This window comes from Streptomyces sp. NPDC059371 (assembly GCF_042751995.1).
In the GTDB taxonomy this organism is placed as follows: domain Bacteria; phylum Actinomycetota; class Actinomycetes; order Streptomycetales; family Streptomycetaceae; genus Streptomyces.
On record NZ_JBHYXD010000039.1, the window covers coordinates 31,125 to 51,146 of the forward strand.

The window sequence follows — 20,022 nt, forward strand, 5'->3', positions numbered from 1 at the left end:
TAGCGCCCGCGGCGGGGGGCCGCCCCCCGCGCGGCGCCCGGCCCCGCCCCCGCGTCCGGGGGGGGGGCCCCCCCCCCCCGCGGGGGGCCCACCCCGTCGTCGTACCCCCCCGGAGCCGGGGCCCCGCCGCGGTCTCCCGCCTTCCGCACCTCACGGCCCGTCCCTCGCTCACCGTTACCCGTTCCCCGTTCCGCGTTCACCGGCCGATCCGCGAGCCCGTAAATGATCTGCGCCCCGGCCTCCCTTCACGGGACAGTGGCCGCATGACCGCACAGGGGCAGCGCAGAGGGCTCGACGCCGAGGGATACATCGAGCGCGAGGGATCACTGGCGCGCGTGCCGTACGCCTTCGAGGCCGTCGTCACGGCGGCCCGTGAACGGGTCCTGGACGTCTTCGGGGCCCGCCTGGACGGCGCGTACCTCTACGGCTCGATCCCGCGCGGCACCGCGCGCGTGGGACGCTCCGATCTCGACCTGCTGCTGTCGCTGCGTGAGGAGCCCAGCGACGCCGACCGCGCCGAAGCCCGCGCGCTCGAAGCGGCGCTCGACAAGGAGTTCGCCGCGGTCGACGGCGTGGGAGCCCTGCTGTTCAGCCGTACGCGGCTGCTGAGCGACCTGGAGACCCACGACCTCGGCTGGTTCGTCGCCTGCCTCTGCACCCCTCTCCTGGGCGAGGACCTGGCGGAACGCCTTCCGCGCTACCGCCCCGACACGCTGCTGGCCCGCGAGACGAACGGCGACCTCGACCTGCTGCTGCCGCGCTGGCGCGAACGGATCGCCACGGCCGCGGACACGGACGAGGCCAGGCGCCCGCTGGTGCGCTCGATGTCCCGGCACCTCGTCCGCACCGGCTTCACGCTCGTCATGCCGCGCTGGAACGGCTGGACCAGCGACCTCGGGGAGATGGCAGAGGCGTTCGGCGCGTACTACCCGCGGCGGGCCGACGACATGCGCGGCGCGGCCGTACGCGGTCACGAGCCGACCGGCGACCCCGCCGTGCTCCGCTCGTACACCGATGATCTGGGGCCATGGCTGGCCGACGAGTACGCGCGCGTGCACGGCATCAAGACACCCCGCCCCTGAACGCCTCCTCCAAGGCCCCCGACAGGACCCCCGAAGGCGCGGCTCCGAACACCACTGCCCCGAACACCACGGCCCCGTAGGACGCGTCCTAGATGAGCCCGTGCTCCCGCAGATAGTCGATCTGCGCCCGCACCGACAGCTCGGCCGCGGGCCACAGCGACCGGTCCACGTCGACGTAGACACGGGCGACGACCTCTTGCGGCGAGCGGAGGCCGTTCTCGACGGCTGTCTCGACCTGGGCGAGCCGGTGGGCACGGTGGGCGAGATAGAACTCGACCGCGCCCTGCGCGTCGTCGAGGACCGGCCCATGACCGGGCAGGACGGTGTGGACGCCGTCGTCGACCGTCAGCGAGCGGAGCCTGCGCAGGGAGTCGAGGTAATCGCCCAGGCGGCCGTCGGGATGGGCCACCACGGTCGTACCGCGCCCCAGGACGGTGTCCCCGGTCAGCACGGCCTGATCGGCCGGGAGATGGAAGCACAGCGAGTCGGCGGTGTGCCCGGGAGTCGACACGACACGCAGCTCGAGCCCGCCGAGGCTGATCACGTCTCCCGCGGCCAGTCCTTCGTCCCCGAGCCGCAGCGCGGGGTCCAGCGCGCGGACGGCGGTCCCCGACAGCTCGGCGAAGCGCGACGCGCCCTCGGCGTGGTCGGGATGCCCGTGCGTGAGCAGGGTCAGCGCGACACGCTTGCCGGCCCGCTCGGCCGTGTCCAGGACCGTACGCAGGTGTACGTCGTCCAGGGGGCCCGGGTCGATGACGACCGCGAGCTCGGAGTCCGGCTCGGACACGATCCACGTGTTCGTGCCGTCCAGGGTCATCGCGGAGGCGTTGGGGGCGAGGACGTTCACCGCGCGCGCGGTGGCGGGCCCGGACAGGACCGTGCCGCGCGGCTGACCGGGGAGGGCTGCTGCGTCGGTCATGCGGATGCTCCGCCGGTCGGGATGTGCTTGGTGAACTCGTCGTGTCCGGGCCAGGAGAGGACGACCTCGCCGTCCTCCAGACGCGCCTCGGCCAGGACGGGGGTCAGATCACGGGCGCCCGCGGCGGTGAGGGCGTCGGCGGCCCTCTCGTACGGCACGATCCCGCGCAGGGTCGCGACGGTGGGCGGCATCATCAGCAGCTCGCCCTTGTCGTAGCCGGCCGCCGCGTCGGCGGGACGGATCCACACGGTGCGGTCGGCCTCCGTGGAGGCGTTCCGCGTGCGCTGGCCCTCCGGGAGGACGGCCACGAAGAACCACGTGTCATAGCGGCGGGACTCGAACTCCGGGGTGATCCAGCGGGCCCAGGCGCCGAGCAGGTCCGAGCGGAGCACGAGCCCTCTGCGGTCGAGGAACTCCGCGAAGGACAGGTCCCTGGCGACCAGGGCCGCCCGGTCCGCCTCCCAGTCGTCCCCCGTGGTGTCACCGACCACGCTGTCCGGGCTGGGGCCGGCGAGCAGGACGCCCGCCTCCTCGTACGTCTCCCGTACGGCCGCGCACACGATGGCCTGGGCGGAGGTCTCGTCCACGCCGAGCCGCCGCGCCCACCACGCGCGCGTGGGTCCCGCCCAGCGGATCTGCTGTTCGTCGTCGCGCGGGTCCACGCCGCCACCCGGATAGGCGTACGCGCCTCCGGCGAAGGCCATGGAGGCGCGTCGGCGCAGCATGTGGACCACAGGGCCGGTGTCGCTGTCCTTGACCAGCATCACCGTGGCGGCGCGCCGGGGCGTGACCGGCGTCAGCGTGCCCTCGGCGAGCGCCCGAATCCGCTCCGGCCAGTCCGCCGGAAACCATTGCCCATTCCCCATGGCCGGAGGCTATCCCGAGCCGGGCGGATGTTCGAGGCCCCACCGCCCACAAGCGACGTTCGCCCCTTCCGCCCCTACCCGACCCGAAACCTGGGGCCCCGCCCCACCCCCCGCTCCTCAAATGCCGAAGAGGCTGAAACTGCTGCCCGGCCGGGGCTGAAAATCACGCCCGCACCCAAGCGGGCACGACCCCGCAGCCGGGATCCGGCGGAAGGGGACGTGCCGGTACATCGATGCCCGTCGCCACCGACGCCCACCCCTCACCCAACGGCGACGGGCTGATGCACCCGCACGGCCCCGACCCACCCACCGGACCGGAGCCGAACCCGCACCCGCACCCGCACCCGGTGACACCCCGTAGGGCTACGCGTGGGTGAGTTCCACCTGGATCTCGACCTCGACCGGCGCGTCCAGCGGCAGAACAGCCACACCGACCGCGCTCCGGGCGTGCACACCCTTGTCGCCCAGCACGGCACCCAGCAGCTCACTAGCGCCGTTCAGCACACCCGGCTGCCCGGTGAAGTCCGACGCCGACGCCACGAACCCCACGACCTTGACGACACGCGCGATGCGATCGAGGTCGCCCACAACCGACTTCACCGCAGCCAGCGCGTTCAGCGCGCACGTACGGGCGAGCTCCTTGGCCTCCTCGGCCGTGACCTCGGCGCCCACCTTCCCGGTGACCGGAAGCTTCCCGTCCACCATCGGAAGCTGCCCGGCCGTGTACACGTACACGCCCGACTGCACGGCGGGCTGATACGCGGCCAGCGGCGGAACGACGCCCGGAAGGCTCAGTCCGAGTTCGGCGAGCTTCGCCTCGACAGCCCCGCTCATGCCGACCTCTCGCGCTTCAGGTAGGCCACGAGCTGCTCGGGGTTGGGGCCGGGCACGACCTGGACCAGCTCCCAGCCGTCCTCGCCCCAGGTGTCCAGAATCTGCTTCGTGGCGTGGACGAGCAGCGGCACAGTGGCGTATTCCCATTTGGTCATGTGGCCGACTGTAGCCGCTGGCGACCACCGCCTCCCGCCCGAGCCACCCGCCGCCCCGCCTCCGACAGCGCCGGTTGTCCACAGCCTCCTGCTTACTCCGGCGGCGGACTGGTTAGGCTCGAATACGTGAGCAGGCTCCAGGTCGTCAGCGGCAAGGGCGGTACCGGCAAGACCACGGTGGCCGCCGCCCTCGCGCTCGCCCTCGCGACCGAGGGCAAGCGTGCCCTCCTCGTCGAGGTCGAGGGCAGACAGGGCATCGCGCAGCTCTTCGAAACAGAAGCGCTGCCCTACGAGGAGCGGAAGATCGCCGTCGCTCCAGGTGGCGGGGAGGTGTTCGCCCTCGCCATCGATCCCGAACTGGCGCTGTTGGACTACCTCCAGATGTTCTACAAACTGGGCGGTGCCGGCCGCGCCCTCAAGAAGCTCGGCGCGATCGACTTCGCGACCACCATCGCGCCCGGACTGCGGGACGTCCTGCTGACCGGCAAGGCGTGCGAGGCGGTGCGGCGCAAGGAGAAGAGCGGCCGCTTCACGTACGACTACGTGGTGATGGACGCGCCCCCCACCGGCCGCATCACCCGCTTCCTGAACGTGAACGACGAGGTCGCCGGCCTCGCGAAGATCGGCCCGATACACAATCAGGCGCAGGCCGTCATGCGTGTCCTCAAGTCCCCGGAGACGGCGGTCCACCTGGTGACGCTGCTGGAGGAGATGCCCGTACAGGAGACCGCGGACGGGATCGCGGAGCTGCGCGCGGCGAAGCTTCCCGTGGGCCGGATCATCGTGAACATGGTGCGCCCGGCACTCCTCGACGCCGTCGACCTGGAGCTGGCGAAGACCACTCCGCGTTCGGCGATCGCCAAGTCGCTCTCCTCGGCCGGTCTCGGCGGGGCGCGGCGCGGCGGCCTCGCCGAACGGCTGGTGGACCCGCTTCTCCAGCAGGCCGATGAGTACGCCGAGCGGTACACGCTGGAGACCGAGCAGCGGAGCGTGCTGGCCGAGCAGGACCTGCCGTTGCACGAACTCCCGCTGCTCGCCGAGGGCCTGGACCTGGCGGGCCTTTACGAACTGGCCAAACAGCTCCGTAAGCAAGGGATGTCATGAGTCTGGACCCCGCCCGCGTCCTCGATCTCGACCCGCTGCTCGACGACCCGGAAACCCGCATCGTGGTGTGCTGCGGTTCGGGCGGCGTCGGCAAGACGACCACGGCGGCCGCTCTGGGGCTGCGTGCCGCGGAGCGCGGCCGCAAGGTGGTCGTGCTCACCATCGACCCCGCGCGCAGACTGGCGCAGTCGATGGGCATCGACTCCCTGGACAACACTCCGCGCCGGGTGAAGGGCGTCGAGGGCAGCGGCGAGCTGCACGCCATGATGCTCGACATGAAGCGCACGTTCGACGAGATCGTCGAGGCGCACGCGGACGGCGACCGGGCGGCGGCCATCCTCAACAACCCCTTCTACCAATCGCTCTCGGCGGGCTTCGCGGGCACGCAGGAATACATGGCGATGGAGAAGCTGGGCCAGTTGCGGGCGCGCGACGAGTGGGACCTGATCGTGGTCGACACGCCACCGTCCCGCTCGGCGCTGGACTTCCTGGACGCCCCGAAGCGGCTCGGTTCCTTCCTCGACGGGCGCCTGATCCGGCTGCTCACGGCGCCGGCGAAGCTGGGCGGCCGGGCGGGCATGAAGTTCCTGAACGTCGGAATGTCGATGATGACGGGCACCCTGGGCAAGCTGCTCGGGGGCCAGCTCCTGAAGGACGTGCAGACGTTCGTCTCGGCCATGGACACCACGTTCGGCGGTTTCCGTACGCGGGCCGACGCCACGTACAAGCTGCTCCAGGCGCCCGGCACCGCGTTCCTGGTGGTGGCGGCGCCCGAGCGGGACGCGCTGCGCGAGGCCGCGTACTTCGTGCAGCGGCTGGCCGCGGAGGAGATGCCGTTCGCCGGGCTGGTGCTCAACCGGGTGCACGGCAGCGGGGCCACCCAGCTCTCCGCCGAGCGGGCGCTCGCCGCAGCGGAGGATCTGGATTCCGCCGACGGGGAGAACCCGGAAACCGCGGAGAACCCCGAGGCCACCGCCGCAGAGAATCCGGGAGCCGCCGGTGCGGAGGACCCCGAGGCCGCCGCCGTAGAAAATCTTGCCGAGGCCCGCATTGTGGATCAGGCGGACGGGAAGGCTGGACTTCGTAACTCTCCTGACACGTACGGCAGTTCAGAATCACCGGCTTCCGGCACGCCAGCTCCTGACGAAGGCTCCCCCGCCCTCACGGACAGGACGGCCGGCACGGACGACACCACCGCTACGGACAGGACCGCCGCCACGGACCCCGAGCGATCCATCGACCAGCTCACCGCAGGCCTGCTGAGGCTCCACGCCGAGCGCATGCAGTTGCTCTCCCGCGAGCAGCGCACGCGTGACCGCTTCGCCGCGCGGCACCCTGAGGTGCCGGTGGCCGAAGTGGCCGCACTGGCCGGCGACGTCCACGATCTCGTGGGGCTGCGGGACATCGGGAACCGGCTCGCGGCCCACCGGCCGGAGCTGCCCGAAAGCTGAGTACGGAGACCCTGAGGGGCCTTGGCCGAGTGGCCGAGCGCAAAGACCCTGAGGGGCCGTTCCAGGCCCCGTCCTGCCCCCGCGGCCGTGCGGGCCCCGGGAGGGCCCGCGCGGGCCTGAGAGGCCCGGGAGCGGCGTCCTGGCGTCCTGGCCGCGACGGGCGAACTCCCCTCAGCCCACCGCCGCGTAGCGCTCGTACACCTCTTCCTCGTCGAGGGGCAGCAGGCCCGCCCCGCGCTCGTACTCCGTACGCGCGGTCTCGAGCAGGCGACGCCACGAGGTGACGGTCGGCCGCCGGCGCAGCAATGCGCGGCGCTCACGCTCGGTCATGCCACCCCACACGCCGAATTCGACGCGGTTGTCGAGCGCGTCGGCGAGGCACTCCGTGCGAACCGGACATCCGGTGCACACTGCCTTGGCCCTGTTCTGCGCTGCTCCTTGAACGAACAGTTCATCTGGATCGGTAGTGCGGCAGGCCGCCTGCGCACTCCAGTCGGTTACCCAGCCCATACCGGCGCCGTCCTCTCCCGAATCGAGGCTCCCCCACGGCGGCAGCGGCATATTCACCGCCGCCAGTTGAGGACGTTACGGAAGGTGGGCACAGCGCAACACCCCCTTCGGGCCCAATCTTGAATGGCCCGAACGGACTATGCGTAAGCGGCAGATCACCCGGGGGAGTGAGCGGAAGACATGCGTGACCATCCCGGCAAAGCGGGACAGTTGGTTCGAGTCACAACGGACGCCATGTGACACACAAGGCTGATTCGGACACGCACTCCACAAGAGTGCGGAACCTCCGGAACGATTCGGGGTCGCCGGACGTATTGATACGTGGCCGCACTGCTGTGACAGTTGTGAGCAGCTTAGGCCAAGGCATATACGCGTGTCCGGCGAATGAGAACGTAGGCTGCCCTCATGCCAAAGAAGCGCTCGGGCGGTGGTCTGTCCCCTACGCAGCAGGCCGCCAAGTTCCTCGGTGTCAGCGTGCTCGCGGGCGCCGTCATGGCCGGAATCGCGCTGCCCGCCGCGGGCGCGCTCGGCCTGGCGGCCAAGGGGTCGGTCCAGGGATTCGACGACATTCCGGACAATCTGAAGAGTCCGTCGCTGAGTCAGCGGACCACGATCCTGGACAGCAAGGGCGGTCAGATCGCGACCGTCTACTCGCGCGACCGCACGGTGGTCGACCTCAAGGACATCGCGCCGTCCATGCAGAAGGCGATCGTCGCGATCGAGGACTCGCGCTTCTACCAGCACGGCGCGATCGACCTGAAGGGCATCCTGCGCGCGGTCAACCAGAACGCGCAGAACGGCGGGGTGGCCCAGGGCGCCTCCACCCTGACCCAGCAGCTCGTGAAGAACTACTTCGTGGAAGAGGCCGGCGACGACCCGACCAAGGTCGCCCAGGCCACCCAGCAGACCATCGGCCGCAAGATCCGCGAGCTCAAGTACGCGATCCAGCTCGAAGAGAAGCTGGGCAAGAAGAAGATCCTCGAGAACTACCTGAACATCACGTTCTTCGGGGAGCAGGCGTACGGCATCGAGGCCGCCTCCCAGCGCTACTTCTCCAAGCCCGCCAAGGACCTGAAGCTCCAGGAGTCCGCGCTGCTCGCGGGCATCGTCCAGTCGCCGAGCCGGTACGACCCGGTCAACGACGAGGAGGAGGCCGTCAAGCGCCGCAACACCGTGCTGCAGCGCATGGCCGAGGTGCACGACATCTCCCAGGAGCAGGCCGACGCCGCCAAGGCGACGAAGCTCGGGCTGCACGTCAGCCAGCCGAAGAACGGCTGCATCACGGCCGTCAAGGGCGGCGCCTTCTTCTGCAAGTACGTGGAGAAGGTCTTCCTGAGCGACCCGGTCTTCGGCAAGACCAAGGAGGAGCGGGCGAAGGTCTGGAACCAGGGCGGCCTGACGATCCGTACGACACTCGACCCGCAGTCCCAGGCGTCGATCCAGGCGTCGCTGAAGGACCACGTCTACAAGTCCGACAAGGTCGCCGCGGCGGCCACCCTCGTCGAGCCCGGCACCGGGAAGATCCTCGGGATGGGCCAGTCGAAGCCGTACGGCTACGGGAAGAACGAGACCGAGTACAACTACTCGGTCAATTACGACATGGGCGGCTCGAACTACGGCTTCCCGACCGGTTCGACGTTCAAGCCGTTCGTGGCCGCGGCAGCGCTGGAGCAGGGCCGGCCGGCGACGCAGGAGTACTCCTCGCCGAACAAGATGCCGTACCCCAGCCCGGTGCAGACCTGCAGCAGCAAGCCGTGGACGAACCAGGCCAACGAGCAGGTCCCGAACGAGAGCGCGTCCGAACAGGGCCCGTATCAGCTGAAGGAGGCGATGGCCAAATCGGTCAACACCTACTTCGTGCAGATGATCTCCGACATCGGCCTGTGCCCGGTGATGAACCAGATCGACAAGCTCGGCGTGGTCCAGGGCAACGGCGACAAGCTCCCCGAAGTGCCCGCCATCGCCCTGGGCGCCAAGGGCATCTCGCCGCTCACGATGGCCACGGCCTACGCCGCCTTCGCCTCCCGCGGCATGTACTGCACGCCGGTCGCCATCGAGTCGATCAGCCAGCAGATCGGCGGCCACGAGAAGTCCCTGGACGTGCCCAAGTCGACCTGTTCGCGGGCCATGTCCGAGAAGACCGCGGACACCGTCAACAGCCTGCTGAGCGGTGTGATCGACTCCGGTACGGGTCAGCAGGCCGGTCTCACCGACCGCGCCAACGCCGGTAAGACGGGTACGACGGACGAGCGCAAGAACGCCTGGTTCGTCGGCTACACGCCGAACCTGTCCGGCGCCGTCTGGGTCGGCAGCGCCTCCCAGCGGGTCCAGATGCGGGGAATCCAGATCGGCGGCGTCTGGCACGACAAGGTGTACGGCGGTCAGGTTCCCGGTCCGATCTGGCGGGACCTGATGACGGGCGCGCTCTCGGGCAAGGACGCCCCGTCCTTCAACCTGGTCAACATTCCCGACCCCGAGAAGGACAAGGGCAAGGGCCAGGACGACGACAACAACAACGGGCGCGGCCACCACGGTGGCAGGGGGAACGACAACACCACCGGCAACACCGTCAACGGCAACACCATCAGCGGCCAGAGCGACGGCGGAGTGACGTTCCCGACGCCCTCCATCTCCTTCCCCGACGGATGGATCCAGGGCAACACGAACAGCGGCAACACGAACAGCGGCAACGGAAACGGCGGCCAACGCTGAGGCGTAGCCCCTAACCCGTAGCCGTAGCCGTAGCCCGTAGTCCGTACGCCTTCGCGTGTACGCGGGAACGCCCCGTGGGCCGGGAGTCGATCCTGGCCCACGGGGCGTTCGGCGTTAGCGGTGCTGCTGTTGCGTGGCGGGCGGGCCGCCGTGACGTGGCGTACGGCGTCCGCAGGGCGGCGCATGCTTCGTCCACCACCCGCCCGGGCGTACAACGTCGGGGACGGCGTCAGCCCGTGAGCAACTGCTTCACGGCGGCGGCGACACGGCCGCCCTCGGCCTGCCCGGCCACCTTCGGGTTCACGATCTTCATGACCGCGCCCATCGCGCGCGGCCCCTCGGCGCCGGACGCCTTGGCCTCATCGACGGCCTGGGCGACGATCTGCCGAAGCTCGTCGTCGGAAAGCTGCTTGGGCAGATACACGGCGAGCACCTCGCCCTCGGCCCGCTCACGCTCGGCCGACTCGGAGCGCCCGCCCAGCGCGAAGGCCTCGGCCGCCTCACGACGCTTCTTCGCCTCGCGGGCGATCACCTTCTGCACTTCCTCGTCGGAGAGTTCGCGCTTGGTCTTGCCCGCGACCTCCTCATTGGTGATCGCGGAGAGGGTCAGCCGGATCGTCGAGGAGCGGAGCTCGTCGCGCCCCTTGATCGCGGCGTTGAGGTCTGCCTGCAACTTCGACTTGAGCGTGGTCATGGTGTCAAGTGTCGCAGGTGCGGTGATGCGGACGCCTGTTGATTTCCAGCGCGCCCGGCCGAAGCGCGAAGGGCCGTGCGGGGATGCCTTCTCCGCAGACCCCGGACGGGGGCTTTCGGACTGTCCACAGGCGGTGAAGAGCGCTCGGCGGAGTCTGACACGATGGGCGTATGCGTGCGCGATACGGAGTACCCCTGGGAATCACGGCGGTGGGCGCCGCCGGACTGCTGTACTCGGCGGGGTTCGAGGCCCGTTCCTTCCGCCTGCGGCGGGTGACCGTCCCGGTTCTGCCTCCGGGTATGCGGCCGCTGCGCATTCTTCAGGTCTCCGACATCCACATGGTGAGCGGACAGCGCAAGAAGCAGCGCTGGCTGCGCTCCCTGGCCGGCCTGCGCCCTGACTTCGTGATCAACACCGGGGACAACCTCTCGGACCCGGAGGGCGTGCCCGAGGTACTGGACGCGCTCGGCCCCCTGATGGAGTTCCCGGGCGCCTACGTCTTCGGCTCGAACGACTACTACGGCCCCACACTCCGCAACCCCGCCCGCTACTTGTTCGAGAAGACGGCGGGCCGTCACGGGCTGAACGGCAACAAGCCGGTCGTGGGCGCCGTCCACAACCCGTGGGAGGACCTGCGCGAAGGTTTCGACACCGCGGGCTGGCTGAATCTGACGAACACCCGGGGGACACTGAAGATCGAGGGCTCGGAGATCGAGCTGACGGGCCTCGACGACCCGCACATCAAGCGCGACCGCTACGCGCGCGTGGCCGGCGGCCCGTCCGAGTCCGCCGACTTCTCGATGGGTGTCGTGCACGCCCCGTATCTGCGCAGCCTGGACGCCTTCACCGCCGACGGCTACCCCCTGATCCTGGCGGGCCACACCCACGGCGGCCAGATCTGCCTCCCCTTCTACGGCGCCTTCGTCACCAACTGCGACCTGGACACGGACCGCGTCAAGGGCCTCTCCAGGCATACGGCGCAGGGCCGGACGTCGTACATGCACGTCTCAGCGGGCTGCGGCGCGAGCCGCTACACCCCGGTCCGCTTCGCCTGCCCGCCGGAGGCGTCACTGCTGACGCTGGTGGAGCGGGTGTAGGGGTTCTGGGGCCGGCTTCCGCGAGCGGTGTGCCGAGCGAGACCCCGGTCGGCACCTGGTGGTGGCGACCGGAGGCCGGAGGCAGCAGGGGTGAGCGCTACCGGGTCTGGTCGGGCTTGGCATGGTCGACCCGGGGCGGGCCTGGTCGGGCCTGGCACGGTCAGCTCGGGGCGGCCCGTACCCGGCCCGTACCGGGGTGGACTCGACTGCCGCAGAGCAGGACGGTACGGAGTCACATCGACACGTACCGATGATGACGTGGCGTGCGGCATTGGACGGAATAACGACCCCCGTAGCCATGTAACCCACCCGGTCTACACGTATCGCCCAAATGCCCCGATCCGCTTAGCGTGAGGGCATGATCACCCCCATGCCCAGGGACATACCCGATCTCCCCGCGATACCCGGCATCATCCCGTCGACCCGCCCCTTCGTCCCCGCCACGGCGGTGGTGGCCCCCTCCCACCGCCCGGCCACGGCGGTCTACCGCGTCCTGGTGGCCCTCGCGGCGGCGACGGGCGTGGCCATCGAGATGAAGCTGGGAACCACGGCGCGTCTGCTGAGCTACTTCACGATCCAGACCAATCTGCTCGTGACCGTGGTCTTCGCGGCGTCGGCGCGCCGGGCCTGGTCGGCGCGCCGGCCACTGCCCGGGGTGCTGACCGGCGGCACATTGATCTACATCTCGATCACGGGCCTGGTCTATCACCTGATCCTGGCGAACGAGTCGCCGCCGTTCTCCATGACCGGAGGCAACGACACGCTCTCCGGGTGGCACGCGGTCGCCAATCAGCTCCTCCACACGGTCACGCCGATCGCCGTGGCCCTCGACTGGCTGCTGCTGACCCGTCCGACCCCGCTGGCGCTGCGCAACGCGGCGACCTGGCTGATCTACCCCCTCACCTATCTGGCCTTCAGCCTGGCCCGCGGAGCGATGCTGACGCCCGGGACGCCGGCGCGCTACCTCTACCCTTTCGTCGACGTGGACCGGCACGGTTACGGAGGCGTCCTCGGCAACACCGCCATCCTCGGCACCGCCTTCTACGCCCTGGCCCTCCTGATCGTCGTCCTCGACCACGTGCGCCCCGACCCGCTCCGACGCCACGTCCGACGCCCACAAAACCGGATTTCGTCTCAGGCCACCGGTGGGCTAAAGTAAACGACGTCGCCGCGAGAGCAGCGACAATCGGGGTGTAGCGCAGCTTGGCAGCGCGCTTCGTTCGGGACGAAGAGGTCGTGGGTTCAAATCCCGCCACCCCGACAGCTACATAGCAGTTCAGAGGGCCCTTACCGGATCGGTAAGGGCCCTCTGGTGTTGCTGCGTGTCTCACTGCGTGACTATCGATTCCCGAGTGCCTACGGCCTGCGTCAGTCGGTGCCGAAGATGCCGTCCATGACCACGGCACCGGTCTGGATCACGGGCCGGATCTGCTTCCGGTAGACCTCCTCCGTCACGGCAGTACCGGAGTGCCCGACGAGCCGAGAGATCTCCTCCAGCGGGACGCCCCGGTCGGAGAGCGGGGACACGAAGCTGTGCCGGAGCTTCCGGGGCGTCCATTCGTCGGCGTTGATCCCGTCGATGCCCTTGAGCGCCTGGCGGAAGGCACGGCGAACGTTGGCAGCATCGAGCGGCTTGCCGACGGCCGAGGAGAAGACAAGGCGCTTGAGCGAAGGTGAGCGCCTTTGACGGGCGCCCCGCCTGCCCCTGCGGTACCGAGCACAGCTCGACGACGATCCGTTTCGCCTTGTCCCGCGCCATGGCCCGCTTGACGGCGCGATTCAGGCACGAGTGAAGCGACTGGAGGGTGCGGGTGCACCGAGCACCGAGCGACGGAATGACGTGCTTGTCGCTCAGGAGCGTCAGCGTCTCGACCGTGCGGGGGGGGCCGAGACCCGCCAGGCCGTAAGTCAGCCAGTCCGTCACCGCGTCCTTGACGGTGTAGTTGGTCGGCGCGATGGCGAGGCCGTCTTCGTGGTCCCGCAACACCTCCTTGAGCTTCTGCTTCACCTCAGATTTGGTGCCACTCCCCCGCTTGACGATCCGCTTCCCACTCGGATCGAACCCGAGGTTGGCTGCGGCGATCCAACGCTGTCTCTTCTCGTCCCAGTGCAGGCCGCCGTCACCACGGCTGCGACGCATAGCCATCAGGCGGCACGCTCCATCCCTTCGGCGATGAAGTGGCCCAGGGCGGAAGCCGGAATGCGCCGACACCGGCCGATCGTGCCCGAGGGCCGAAGGACGGTGCGGTGAAGGTGGCGAAGACGCGGGGGTGTTCGGCGACCGCGGGACCGGTGCCCTTGTCGCCGCTCAGGCCGGCGGTGACGAGAGTCGGTTCCCAGTGGCTCGTCTCGCAGCGTTGGCCGGGCAATCGACGTGCTGCGCCGATTCCAGGGTCACTCAGCCGAGTTCACGCAAGACCGGTGAGGGGGGCACTGGACTGCCAGGAGACGGGCAGGACAACGTCGACGCCGTCACGGCGCGCCAGGGGCAGCAGTCGGCTCATGGTGGTGTCGAGGTCGTCGAGCAGGTAGGGCATGGGGCGCAGTGGCCGGTCCAGGCCCAGGAAGAAGTCGTCCCAGTGCACCAGGATGACCCGCCTGGCCCCGGTCGCGGCCACCACCTCGTCCCAGTAGGTCCGAAGGAACTCGGCGGGCTGCCTGCCCAGCATGCCGACGCCCAGGTACACGACGTCGGCGTGATGACCGCGCAGCGCGCCGAGCCGGTAGTTGGCGCTGGCGTGCAACAGCACGCGGCCGTAGGGGTGGGTGACGAGCACGGAGTAGGCGGTGCCGGTCTTCCAGGCACCGGCGCGAGCCGGCGGGACCAAGGGCTGGTCAACGGTACCGGGGTAGTGGTCACCCGGGCTGTGCACGGAGTCCAGGAAGGTCAGCGTGAAGCTGCCGTAGGTCACGGAGTCGCCATCGCCGACCACGCGCAAGGACGACTCGGGGACCCCCAGGCCGCGCCCGATGTTGGCGGTGGACTCCGACCCGACCAGGTCGGCGCCGGTCTCCAGCGCCCAGACCGGTGCGTCGAGGGCATGGTCGTAGTGGGAATGCGCGCACACCACAGCGGCGAGGTTGTCCACCCGCAGCCGCTCGATGGCGGCACGGACCAGCGCGCGGTTCGGGGCGATCTTGCCCATGCCCACGCGCAGCATCCCCGGGCGGGTGACGAACCCGTCGCTGAGCACCGAGGTCTGCCCGTCCGACAGCAGTACTGAACTGGTGCCCAAAAAGTGAGCGCTCAGCCCCTCACGGTGCGCTGCAGTGCGCTGCTGATAAGGCAGGTAGGGCCGCAAACTCGGGCGGCCGATCGGTACCTTCATGCGAGCATCCTCGGACCCCAGGTACAGGAGTGCCAGCTCTGGACCTCGTGTGCCCGCTCACAAACAACCGCGCAGGTTGGCCGACTCTGGCCCGTAACGCCAGGCGCGTACTCCTCGAGGCTCGCCTTGACGAGGGCGAGGAACTCAAGGTCGGACAGGCGCTCTTCGGACGGCTTGGCTTTGCGCGCACGACGACGTATCCAGGGCATGCGGTGGATGTCAACTGCGCTCCGGAGGCGGGGGGTCAGTCAGTGGCGATCAGCAAGTCCCGGTCGTCGTAGCCCCAGCCGATACTCACCGCGCCGTCGGCGATGTCGCCGATGACGAACCTCTTGTATTCGACGCTCCCGTTGCCCACGGTCTGGGCCGGCAGTCGCAGGGTGTGGAGCAGGCGCCCGGTGTCCGCGTCGAGGACGAGCAGTTCGCCTTGGAACCAGATGCCGGTGTCCGCCTCGGTGAGGTACGGCTGACGTACGACGTACACCCGACCTTCGGCGATCTTGGGGAGCCCGTACTCCTGGCCGCTCGGCGCCCGCAGCCGCCAAGAGGGCTGTCCGTTCGCGATGTCGAAGGCACGCAGGAGCGTGTCATGTCTGCCAGGACGGTGCTTTGGGTCGGTGCCGGACAGTACGGTGCCGCTGCCCACCGCCACCGCGTCTCCCTTGTCCGAGGGGAAGGCGGCGCGTGCGGAGATCCTTTGACGGTTCATGTCGAGCACCTGGACGGTCTGCCGGTGGTCCGAGTCCGGAGCGGCCAACGTGCGCCCGTCACCCCAGACCGTCAACTCGGGGTCCACGGTGCGCTGCTGCCACAGGACCTTGCCCGTGCGGTTGTCGACACCCAGCAGCAGGCCGATGTCGTCCGGGCCGTAGCGCCCCGAGCCGTTGCACAACACCTGTATGGCGCTCAGATGGTCCGGCAGGGTGTGCACGGAATTGAGGAACACCTCGGGACACCACTTGGGCGTCTTCGCCGTCCACAGATTCCGGCCGTCGCGCTCGTCGAAGGCGCGCACGGCATCGGGGTCCTCGGTCACAGCCTGACCTCCGGCGATCTTCACGTTCCGACCGCGGTCGCCTGCCTGTATCTCCGCGTGCCACAGCAGCTCGCCCGTGCGCAGATCGAGGGCGACGAGCTTCCCGTCGGTGAAACGGGCCACCACCGTGCGTTCCGACGCCCCGAACTGCCACACCAGGGCGTCGTCCACATCATGGCGCTCGTAGTGCCAGTACTCCTTGCCGGTCCGCACGTTCGTGGCCGCGATGCCGTTGTACCCGTCCCCGTACGTGTCCGTCCACCGCAGGGACAACCCGTGCACCAGGACTTGCCTGCCCTCCGGGCTGCGCATGAGGTGTTCGGGCGCGACCGGGGCCTCGGCGGCGAACGCGGTGGGAAAGGGGCCATGAGCCCCGGTGAACACGTCCCGTGACATGTACCAGTCGTCCAGCGCAAGGGCCACTCTGCAGAGGAGGACCACCACCAAGAGCACGGTGATTTTCCCGGGGCTGTTCATCAGCCGGCCCCTACGGCCCGCCGCGGGCCTGCCGGGTACCCCCGACACCCCCACCCCTGGTTCTCCCAGCAAATTCATCCGTTGCACCACGACTGCCCCCAAAACGGCCCTGCGCCTGTCACCGTGACGGGGCAGCTCAGGGATCTTCACCGTCCTGCGGGAGCCAGGCAAGCCCGGCCACCGGCGCAACCGTGTCGGCCGCACTGACGTGTGAATGTCCGTACCCGACCCGTGCTCACCTCGCGTCGAGAGCAGCCGGCAGCGAGGTGCGGGTGCGGGAGATGGAGGCGGGCTCGCGGGGGTGGGGAACCAGCCGCCCGTTGGCTGCCCGGCACTGGTGGAGTCCGAGGAAGCACCCCCCAACGCCCGCATTCGTCAGGCGCAGCCACGAGCCTCGATCCACCGCTCCCATGACCGGGCAGTTGGAAGACGCGTACTCATCGGCGAGCACAGCCTCCCCGTCACGCACGGCGTCCACTTCGGGCGATGTCCTCCGCACTGATTCGGGCGTCACTTCGACATGATGAAGTCCAGGGCGTAGCCGGAGGCGGTCGTCCAGTAGGTGACGAGCTGGCCGTCGTCCGCGTACAGCTTCTTGACGGGTATGGGGACGTCGATCGGGTTGCCCGCGGTGCTGCCGGGCTTACTGCCCTGGAGGTTGAGGGTGATGCTCTTCGCCTCGTACTCGTCCCTGGCGCCGCCGGCGACGAGCAGCGCCGCGTAGGCCTCCTGGCCCGGAGCGAGGGTGACGGGCACGCCCGGGGTCGCGTCGCTGTCCTTGATCACGGGAGCGTTCCGGGTACCGGCGCCGAGCCGCACGAGCGGGTAGCGGTAGAGGTTGCACTTCTTGTCGCCGGCGTTCTGGACGGTGAGGACGAGGTGCCTGGCGTCCCTCTCCTTCACCGCGGACACCCCGAGCTCTTTCTGGGAGCAGGCGGCGACGGTGGCCTTGGCGGCGGCGCGGTGCGTCACCGCGACATGGGCCTTCCCGCCGGCCGTGCGCGCCCCGGTGGCCGAGGCCTGTGCCGACACGCCACACCCAAGAGCCAGGACGAGACCCGCGGCCACGGCCACGCGGCGGCCCACGACGGACTTCACGTTCATATGCGGATTCCTTTTCCGATCGGTACGAGGTCGCCCGCAGATGGGTGTTCCCCGTGGACGGATGAGTCGGGGGAAGGTGCGCTGCCGGGTGGCCGGCCGCTTCAGTCGGTGCGACATCCATAGCGTCGGATCCCTCGCGGGTCTGGGGCAACAGGCCCCGCCCAACCCGCAACGGTGGAACGATCCCACCCCCCGACGACCTGCGGAAACGAGGAGGACTGGGATGCCTGTCCGGGATGGGAACCCGCCTGAGGTCGGCGGCGGACCAGCCGGTGGTCCCGGGACGCCCGGTCTCCTCACTGGAACCACCCGCATCCGTGCGGCAGTCTTCTCCTCCGTGGGGAATCTTCCGTCTCAGAGTGCGTCGAGTGACGCCGCCGAGCACATGGTGGTGGCCGGGGACGACGCCCTGGCCCAGCGACTGGCCGCCGAGTTGCGCGGGGTGTACGGCGAGCGCGTGACCCTCGTGGTGCCGCCCGCGCAGCATGGTGTGCGGCCGCCGGTCGTCGGGCGGGCGCGGGCCACCGCCCTGTTCGACCGGGTGTCCGCGGCCGTGAACCGGGCCTCCGGGAACGGGAACGGAATCGGCGGAGGGGGAGGAGGGGGCGGCGGGAGCGACGAGACGTCCGGTTCCGAGCGGGTCGTCGAGGCCGCCGAACTCACCGAGAACGCGCTCTCCTACGCGGGTGTCGAGCGGGCCACCGCGCTCGCCCTCGTATACGACGACGACGAGACCAACATCCGTGCCGCGCTCACCGCCCGGCGGCTCAACCCGCGCATCCGGCTGGTCCTGCGGCTCTACAACCGGCGTCTCGGCCAGCACATCGAGGCCCTCCTCGACCAGGCCTCGGCCCTGGCCGCCGCTGCCGCCTCCACCGCCGCTGCCGGACCCGGCAGCGCGCCTGACGCCGGTGGCGGCGCGAACTCCGCCGGAGGCGGCCCGGGTTCGGACGCGTCCCGTGCGGGCCGGAACGCCGAGGTCTACGACGCCTCCACCACCGTGCTGTCCGACGCCGACACGGCCGCGCCCGCGCTCGCCGCCACCGCCGTTGCCGGCACCAGCAAGGTCGTCCAGACCGACGGGCTGATGCTGCGCGCGGTGGAGCGGCCGCCGCCCGGTCCGGGCGCGGTCGCCGATCCGGGGCTGTGCACACTGGCGTTGCTGTCCGCCACGACCAACGACCCGGCCGGCGCCGACGGTTCCGAGAGCAGCGGTGCGCAGGGGCCGCAACTCCTGCCCGACGAAAGGGCGGTGGCCGCCGCCACCGGGCGAGGCACCGTCGTCCTGGAGAACGTGTCGTACTCCGGGCCCGAACTGGGCTCAGGCCGCGGGGTCGTGCCGTGGTTCGGCTCGCTGCTGTCCCGGCGGCTGCGCTGGTCGTTCGTGGGGCTCGTCGCGTGTGTGGTCGGGCTCGCCGTGGCGTCGATGCTGGTCACCGGTGAGCAGCCGCTCCAGGCGACGTATCTGACCCTGCTCGATCTCTTCGCCATCAACGACCCGGCCATCGGGCAGCCGCTCGGGCGGCAGCTCCTCCAACTCTGCTCGGGGCTGGTCGGGTTGCTGCTGCTGCCGGTGCTGCTCGCCGCCGTGCTCGAGGCGCTCGGCACGTTCCGCAGCGGGTCCGCCCTGCGGAAACCGCCCCGCGGGCTGTCCGGACACGTGGTGCTGCTCGGGGTCGGCAAGATCGGTACGCGGGTGCTGGCGCGGCTGCGTGAACTGCGTATCCCCGTGGTGTGCGTGGAGGCCGATCCCGAGGCCCGGGGGCTCGCGCTGGCACGGAGTCTGCGAGTGCCCGTGGTGCTGGGGGACGTCACTCAGGAAGGCGTGCTGGAGGCCGCCAAGATCCATCGGGCGCACGCGCTGCTGGCGCTGACCAGCGCGGACACCATGAACCTGGAGGCCGTACTCTCCGCCCGCACCCTGAAGCCCGATCTGCGGGTCGTACTGCGGCTGTACGACGACGACTTCGCGACCGCCGTCTACCGCACCCTCCGGGCCGCGCATCCGGGCGCACTCACCCGGAGCCGCAGCGTGTCCCATCTCGCCGCGCCCGCGTTCGCCGGAGCGATGCTGGGGAGACAGATCCTCGGGGCGATTCCCGTCGAGCGGCGGGTGCTGCTGTTCGCCGCGGTGGACGTCGGCGGACATCCGCAGCTCGAAGGGCGCACAGTGGGAGAGGCGTTCCGGGCCGGGGCCTGGCGCGTGCTCGCGCTGGACACGGCGACCCCCGAGGAGCGCCGGGCCGACCCGGCGCCCGGCGGGCGCGGTCCCCGGCTGGTGTGGGACCTGCCCTCCACCTATGTCCTGAAGCCCGAGGACCGCGTGGTCCTCGCCGCGACGCGACGAGGACTGGCGGAACTGCTCGGCCGCCGGCCCCGGCAGCGGGCGGGAACCTAGCCCAGGACTCGGCCGACAGCAACGGCAGCGGCAGCGGCAGGGCGCGTGGTCCGAGGCTCGGCCGACAGCAGCGGGAGCAGCGGGCGGGAACCCAGCTCAGGACTCGGCCGACAGCAGCGGCAGCGGCAGCAGCAGCAGCAGCGGGCGGGAACGTGGGGCCGGGGGCGGGCGAGCCCCCCGCCCCCCTGTGGCGATGCCAACTTGGGGTGAGCGGCTGGTCTTTTCAAGACGGCCGGCGGGATTGGGTCGTGGGC

16 protein-coding genes, 1 tRNA gene and 1 pseudogene are annotated in these 20,022 nt (G+C 70.1%); 8 read left to right on the top strand and 10 right to left on the bottom strand.

All coding sequences use genetic code 11. The features are described 5' to 3' along the window. Positions 1–263: 263 nt before the first annotated feature. Entirely contained in the window at positions 264–1,082 is an 819-nt protein-coding gene (locus tag ACFXGX_RS22295; protein ID WP_384793952.1) for a nucleotidyltransferase, read from the top strand. A gap of 88 nt (positions 1,083–1,170) precedes the next feature. Here ACFXGX_RS22295 and ACFXGX_RS22300 read toward each other — a convergent pair whose 3' ends face one another. The 4 genes from ACFXGX_RS22300 to ACFXGX_RS22315 all read right to left on the bottom strand — a co-directional run bounded on the left by ACFXGX_RS22300 (position 1,171) and on the right by ACFXGX_RS22315 (position 3,856). After that, a complete protein-coding gene (locus tag ACFXGX_RS22300; RefSeq protein ID WP_384793955.1) occupies positions 1,171–2,001 on the bottom strand; it encodes an MBL fold metallo-hydrolase in 831 nt (276 codons plus the stop codon). Next, positions 1,998–2,867, bottom strand: a complete 870-nt coding sequence (locus ACFXGX_RS22305; RefSeq protein ID WP_384793958.1) for an NUDIX hydrolase — start codon at positions 2,865–2,867, stop codon at positions 1,998–2,000. The genes ACFXGX_RS22300 and ACFXGX_RS22305 overlap by 4 nt, the downstream gene beginning before the upstream one ends. Positions 2,868–3,230: 363 nt before the next feature. Then, positions 3,231–3,701: a RidA family protein gene (locus ACFXGX_RS22310; RefSeq protein WP_326786491.1), complete on the bottom strand. Its 471-nt coding sequence runs from the start codon at positions 3,699–3,701 to the stop codon at positions 3,231–3,233. Continuing rightward, positions 3,698–3,856, bottom strand: a complete 159-nt coding sequence (locus ACFXGX_RS22315; RefSeq protein ID WP_355759385.1) for a hypothetical protein — start codon at positions 3,854–3,856, stop codon at positions 3,698–3,700. Before ACFXGX_RS22315 ends, ACFXGX_RS22310 begins: the two co-directional genes overlap by 4 nt. 126 nt (positions 3,857–3,982) lie before the next feature. Between ACFXGX_RS22315 and ACFXGX_RS22320 the strand changes: the two genes are divergently transcribed. Both ACFXGX_RS22320 and ACFXGX_RS22325 read left to right on the top strand, forming a co-directional pair. Then, on the top strand, positions 3,983–4,960 hold the full coding sequence (locus ACFXGX_RS22320; RefSeq protein ID WP_384793962.1) for an ArsA family ATPase: 978 nt from the start codon (positions 3,983–3,985) through the stop codon (positions 4,958–4,960). After that, positions 4,957–6,411, top strand: a complete 1,455-nt coding sequence (locus tag ACFXGX_RS22325; RefSeq protein ID WP_384793965.1) for an ArsA family ATPase — start codon at positions 4,957–4,959, stop codon at positions 6,409–6,411. The genes ACFXGX_RS22320 and ACFXGX_RS22325 overlap by 4 nt, the downstream gene beginning before the upstream one ends. A gap of 171 nt (positions 6,412–6,582) precedes the next feature. Here ACFXGX_RS22325 and wblA read toward each other — a convergent pair whose 3' ends face one another. Next, positions 6,583–6,921 (bottom strand): transcriptional regulator WblA, encoded by a 339-nt coding sequence (wblA, locus tag ACFXGX_RS22330; protein WP_028799159.1) that lies wholly within the window; start codon positions 6,919–6,921, stop codon positions 6,583–6,585. Between the two features lie 405 nt (positions 6,922–7,326). Here wblA and ACFXGX_RS22335 point away from each other — a divergent pair, with 405 nt between their 5' ends. Then, positions 7,327–9,633: a transglycosylase domain-containing protein gene (locus tag ACFXGX_RS22335; RefSeq protein ID WP_384793968.1), complete on the top strand. Its 2,307-nt coding sequence runs from the start codon at positions 7,327–7,329 to the stop codon at positions 9,631–9,633. 229 nt (positions 9,634–9,862) lie between these two features. Here ACFXGX_RS22335 and ACFXGX_RS22340 read toward each other — a convergent pair whose 3' ends face one another. Then, complete coding sequence (locus ACFXGX_RS22340) at positions 9,863–10,327, bottom strand: GatB/YqeY domain-containing protein (protein WP_384793970.1); 465 nt, start codon at positions 10,325–10,327, stop codon at positions 9,863–9,865. 170 nt (positions 10,328–10,497) lie between these two features. On the opposite strand from ACFXGX_RS22340, the gene ACFXGX_RS22345 reads away from it, so the two are divergent. The 3 genes from ACFXGX_RS22345 to ACFXGX_RS22355 all read left to right on the top strand — a co-directional run bounded on the left by ACFXGX_RS22345 (position 10,498) and on the right by ACFXGX_RS22355 (position 12,685). Next, complete coding sequence (locus tag ACFXGX_RS22345; RefSeq protein ID WP_384793973.1) at positions 10,498–11,424, top strand: metallophosphoesterase; 927 nt, start codon at positions 10,498–10,500, stop codon at positions 11,422–11,424. A gap of 358 nt (positions 11,425–11,782) precedes the next feature. Next, positions 11,783–12,583, top strand: coding sequence for a Pr6Pr family membrane protein (locus ACFXGX_RS22350; RefSeq protein ID WP_384793976.1), 801 nt, complete (start codon positions 11,783–11,785; stop codon positions 12,581–12,583). Between the two features lie 28 nt (positions 12,584–12,611). Then, a tRNA-Pro gene (locus ACFXGX_RS22355) sits at positions 12,612–12,685 on the top strand. Positions 12,686–12,792: 107 nt separating this feature from the next. On the opposite strand, the pseudogene ACFXGX_RS22360 reads toward ACFXGX_RS22355, so the two are convergent. The 4 genes and pseudogenes from ACFXGX_RS22360 to ACFXGX_RS22375 all read right to left on the bottom strand — a co-directional run bounded on the left by ACFXGX_RS22360 (position 12,793) and on the right by ACFXGX_RS22375 (position 17,370). Further along, positions 12,793–13,570: pseudogene (locus ACFXGX_RS22360) on the bottom strand (tyrosine-type recombinase/integrase). 262 nt (positions 13,571–13,832) lie between these two features. Further along, positions 13,833–14,660 (bottom strand): MBL fold metallo-hydrolase, encoded by an 828-nt coding sequence (locus ACFXGX_RS22365; protein WP_384793979.1) that lies wholly within the window; start codon positions 14,658–14,660, stop codon positions 13,833–13,835. 337 nt (positions 14,661–14,997) lie between these two features. Next, on the bottom strand, positions 14,998–16,266 hold the full coding sequence (locus ACFXGX_RS22370; protein WP_384793982.1) for a PQQ-binding-like beta-propeller repeat protein: 1,269 nt from the start codon (positions 16,264–16,266) through the stop codon (positions 14,998–15,000). Between the two features lie 510 nt (positions 16,267–16,776). Continuing rightward, a complete protein-coding gene (locus ACFXGX_RS22375; RefSeq protein ID WP_384793984.1) occupies positions 16,777–17,370 on the bottom strand; it encodes a DUF4232 domain-containing protein in 594 nt (197 codons plus the stop codon). Positions 17,371–17,755: 385 nt separating this feature from the next. Here ACFXGX_RS22375 and ACFXGX_RS22380 point away from each other — a divergent pair, with 385 nt between their 5' ends. Continuing rightward, positions 17,756–19,768: an NAD-binding protein gene (locus ACFXGX_RS22380; RefSeq protein WP_384794048.1), complete on the top strand. Its 2,013-nt coding sequence runs from the start codon at positions 17,756–17,758 to the stop codon at positions 19,766–19,768. The last annotated feature ends 254 nt before the right edge of the window (positions 19,769–20,022 follow it).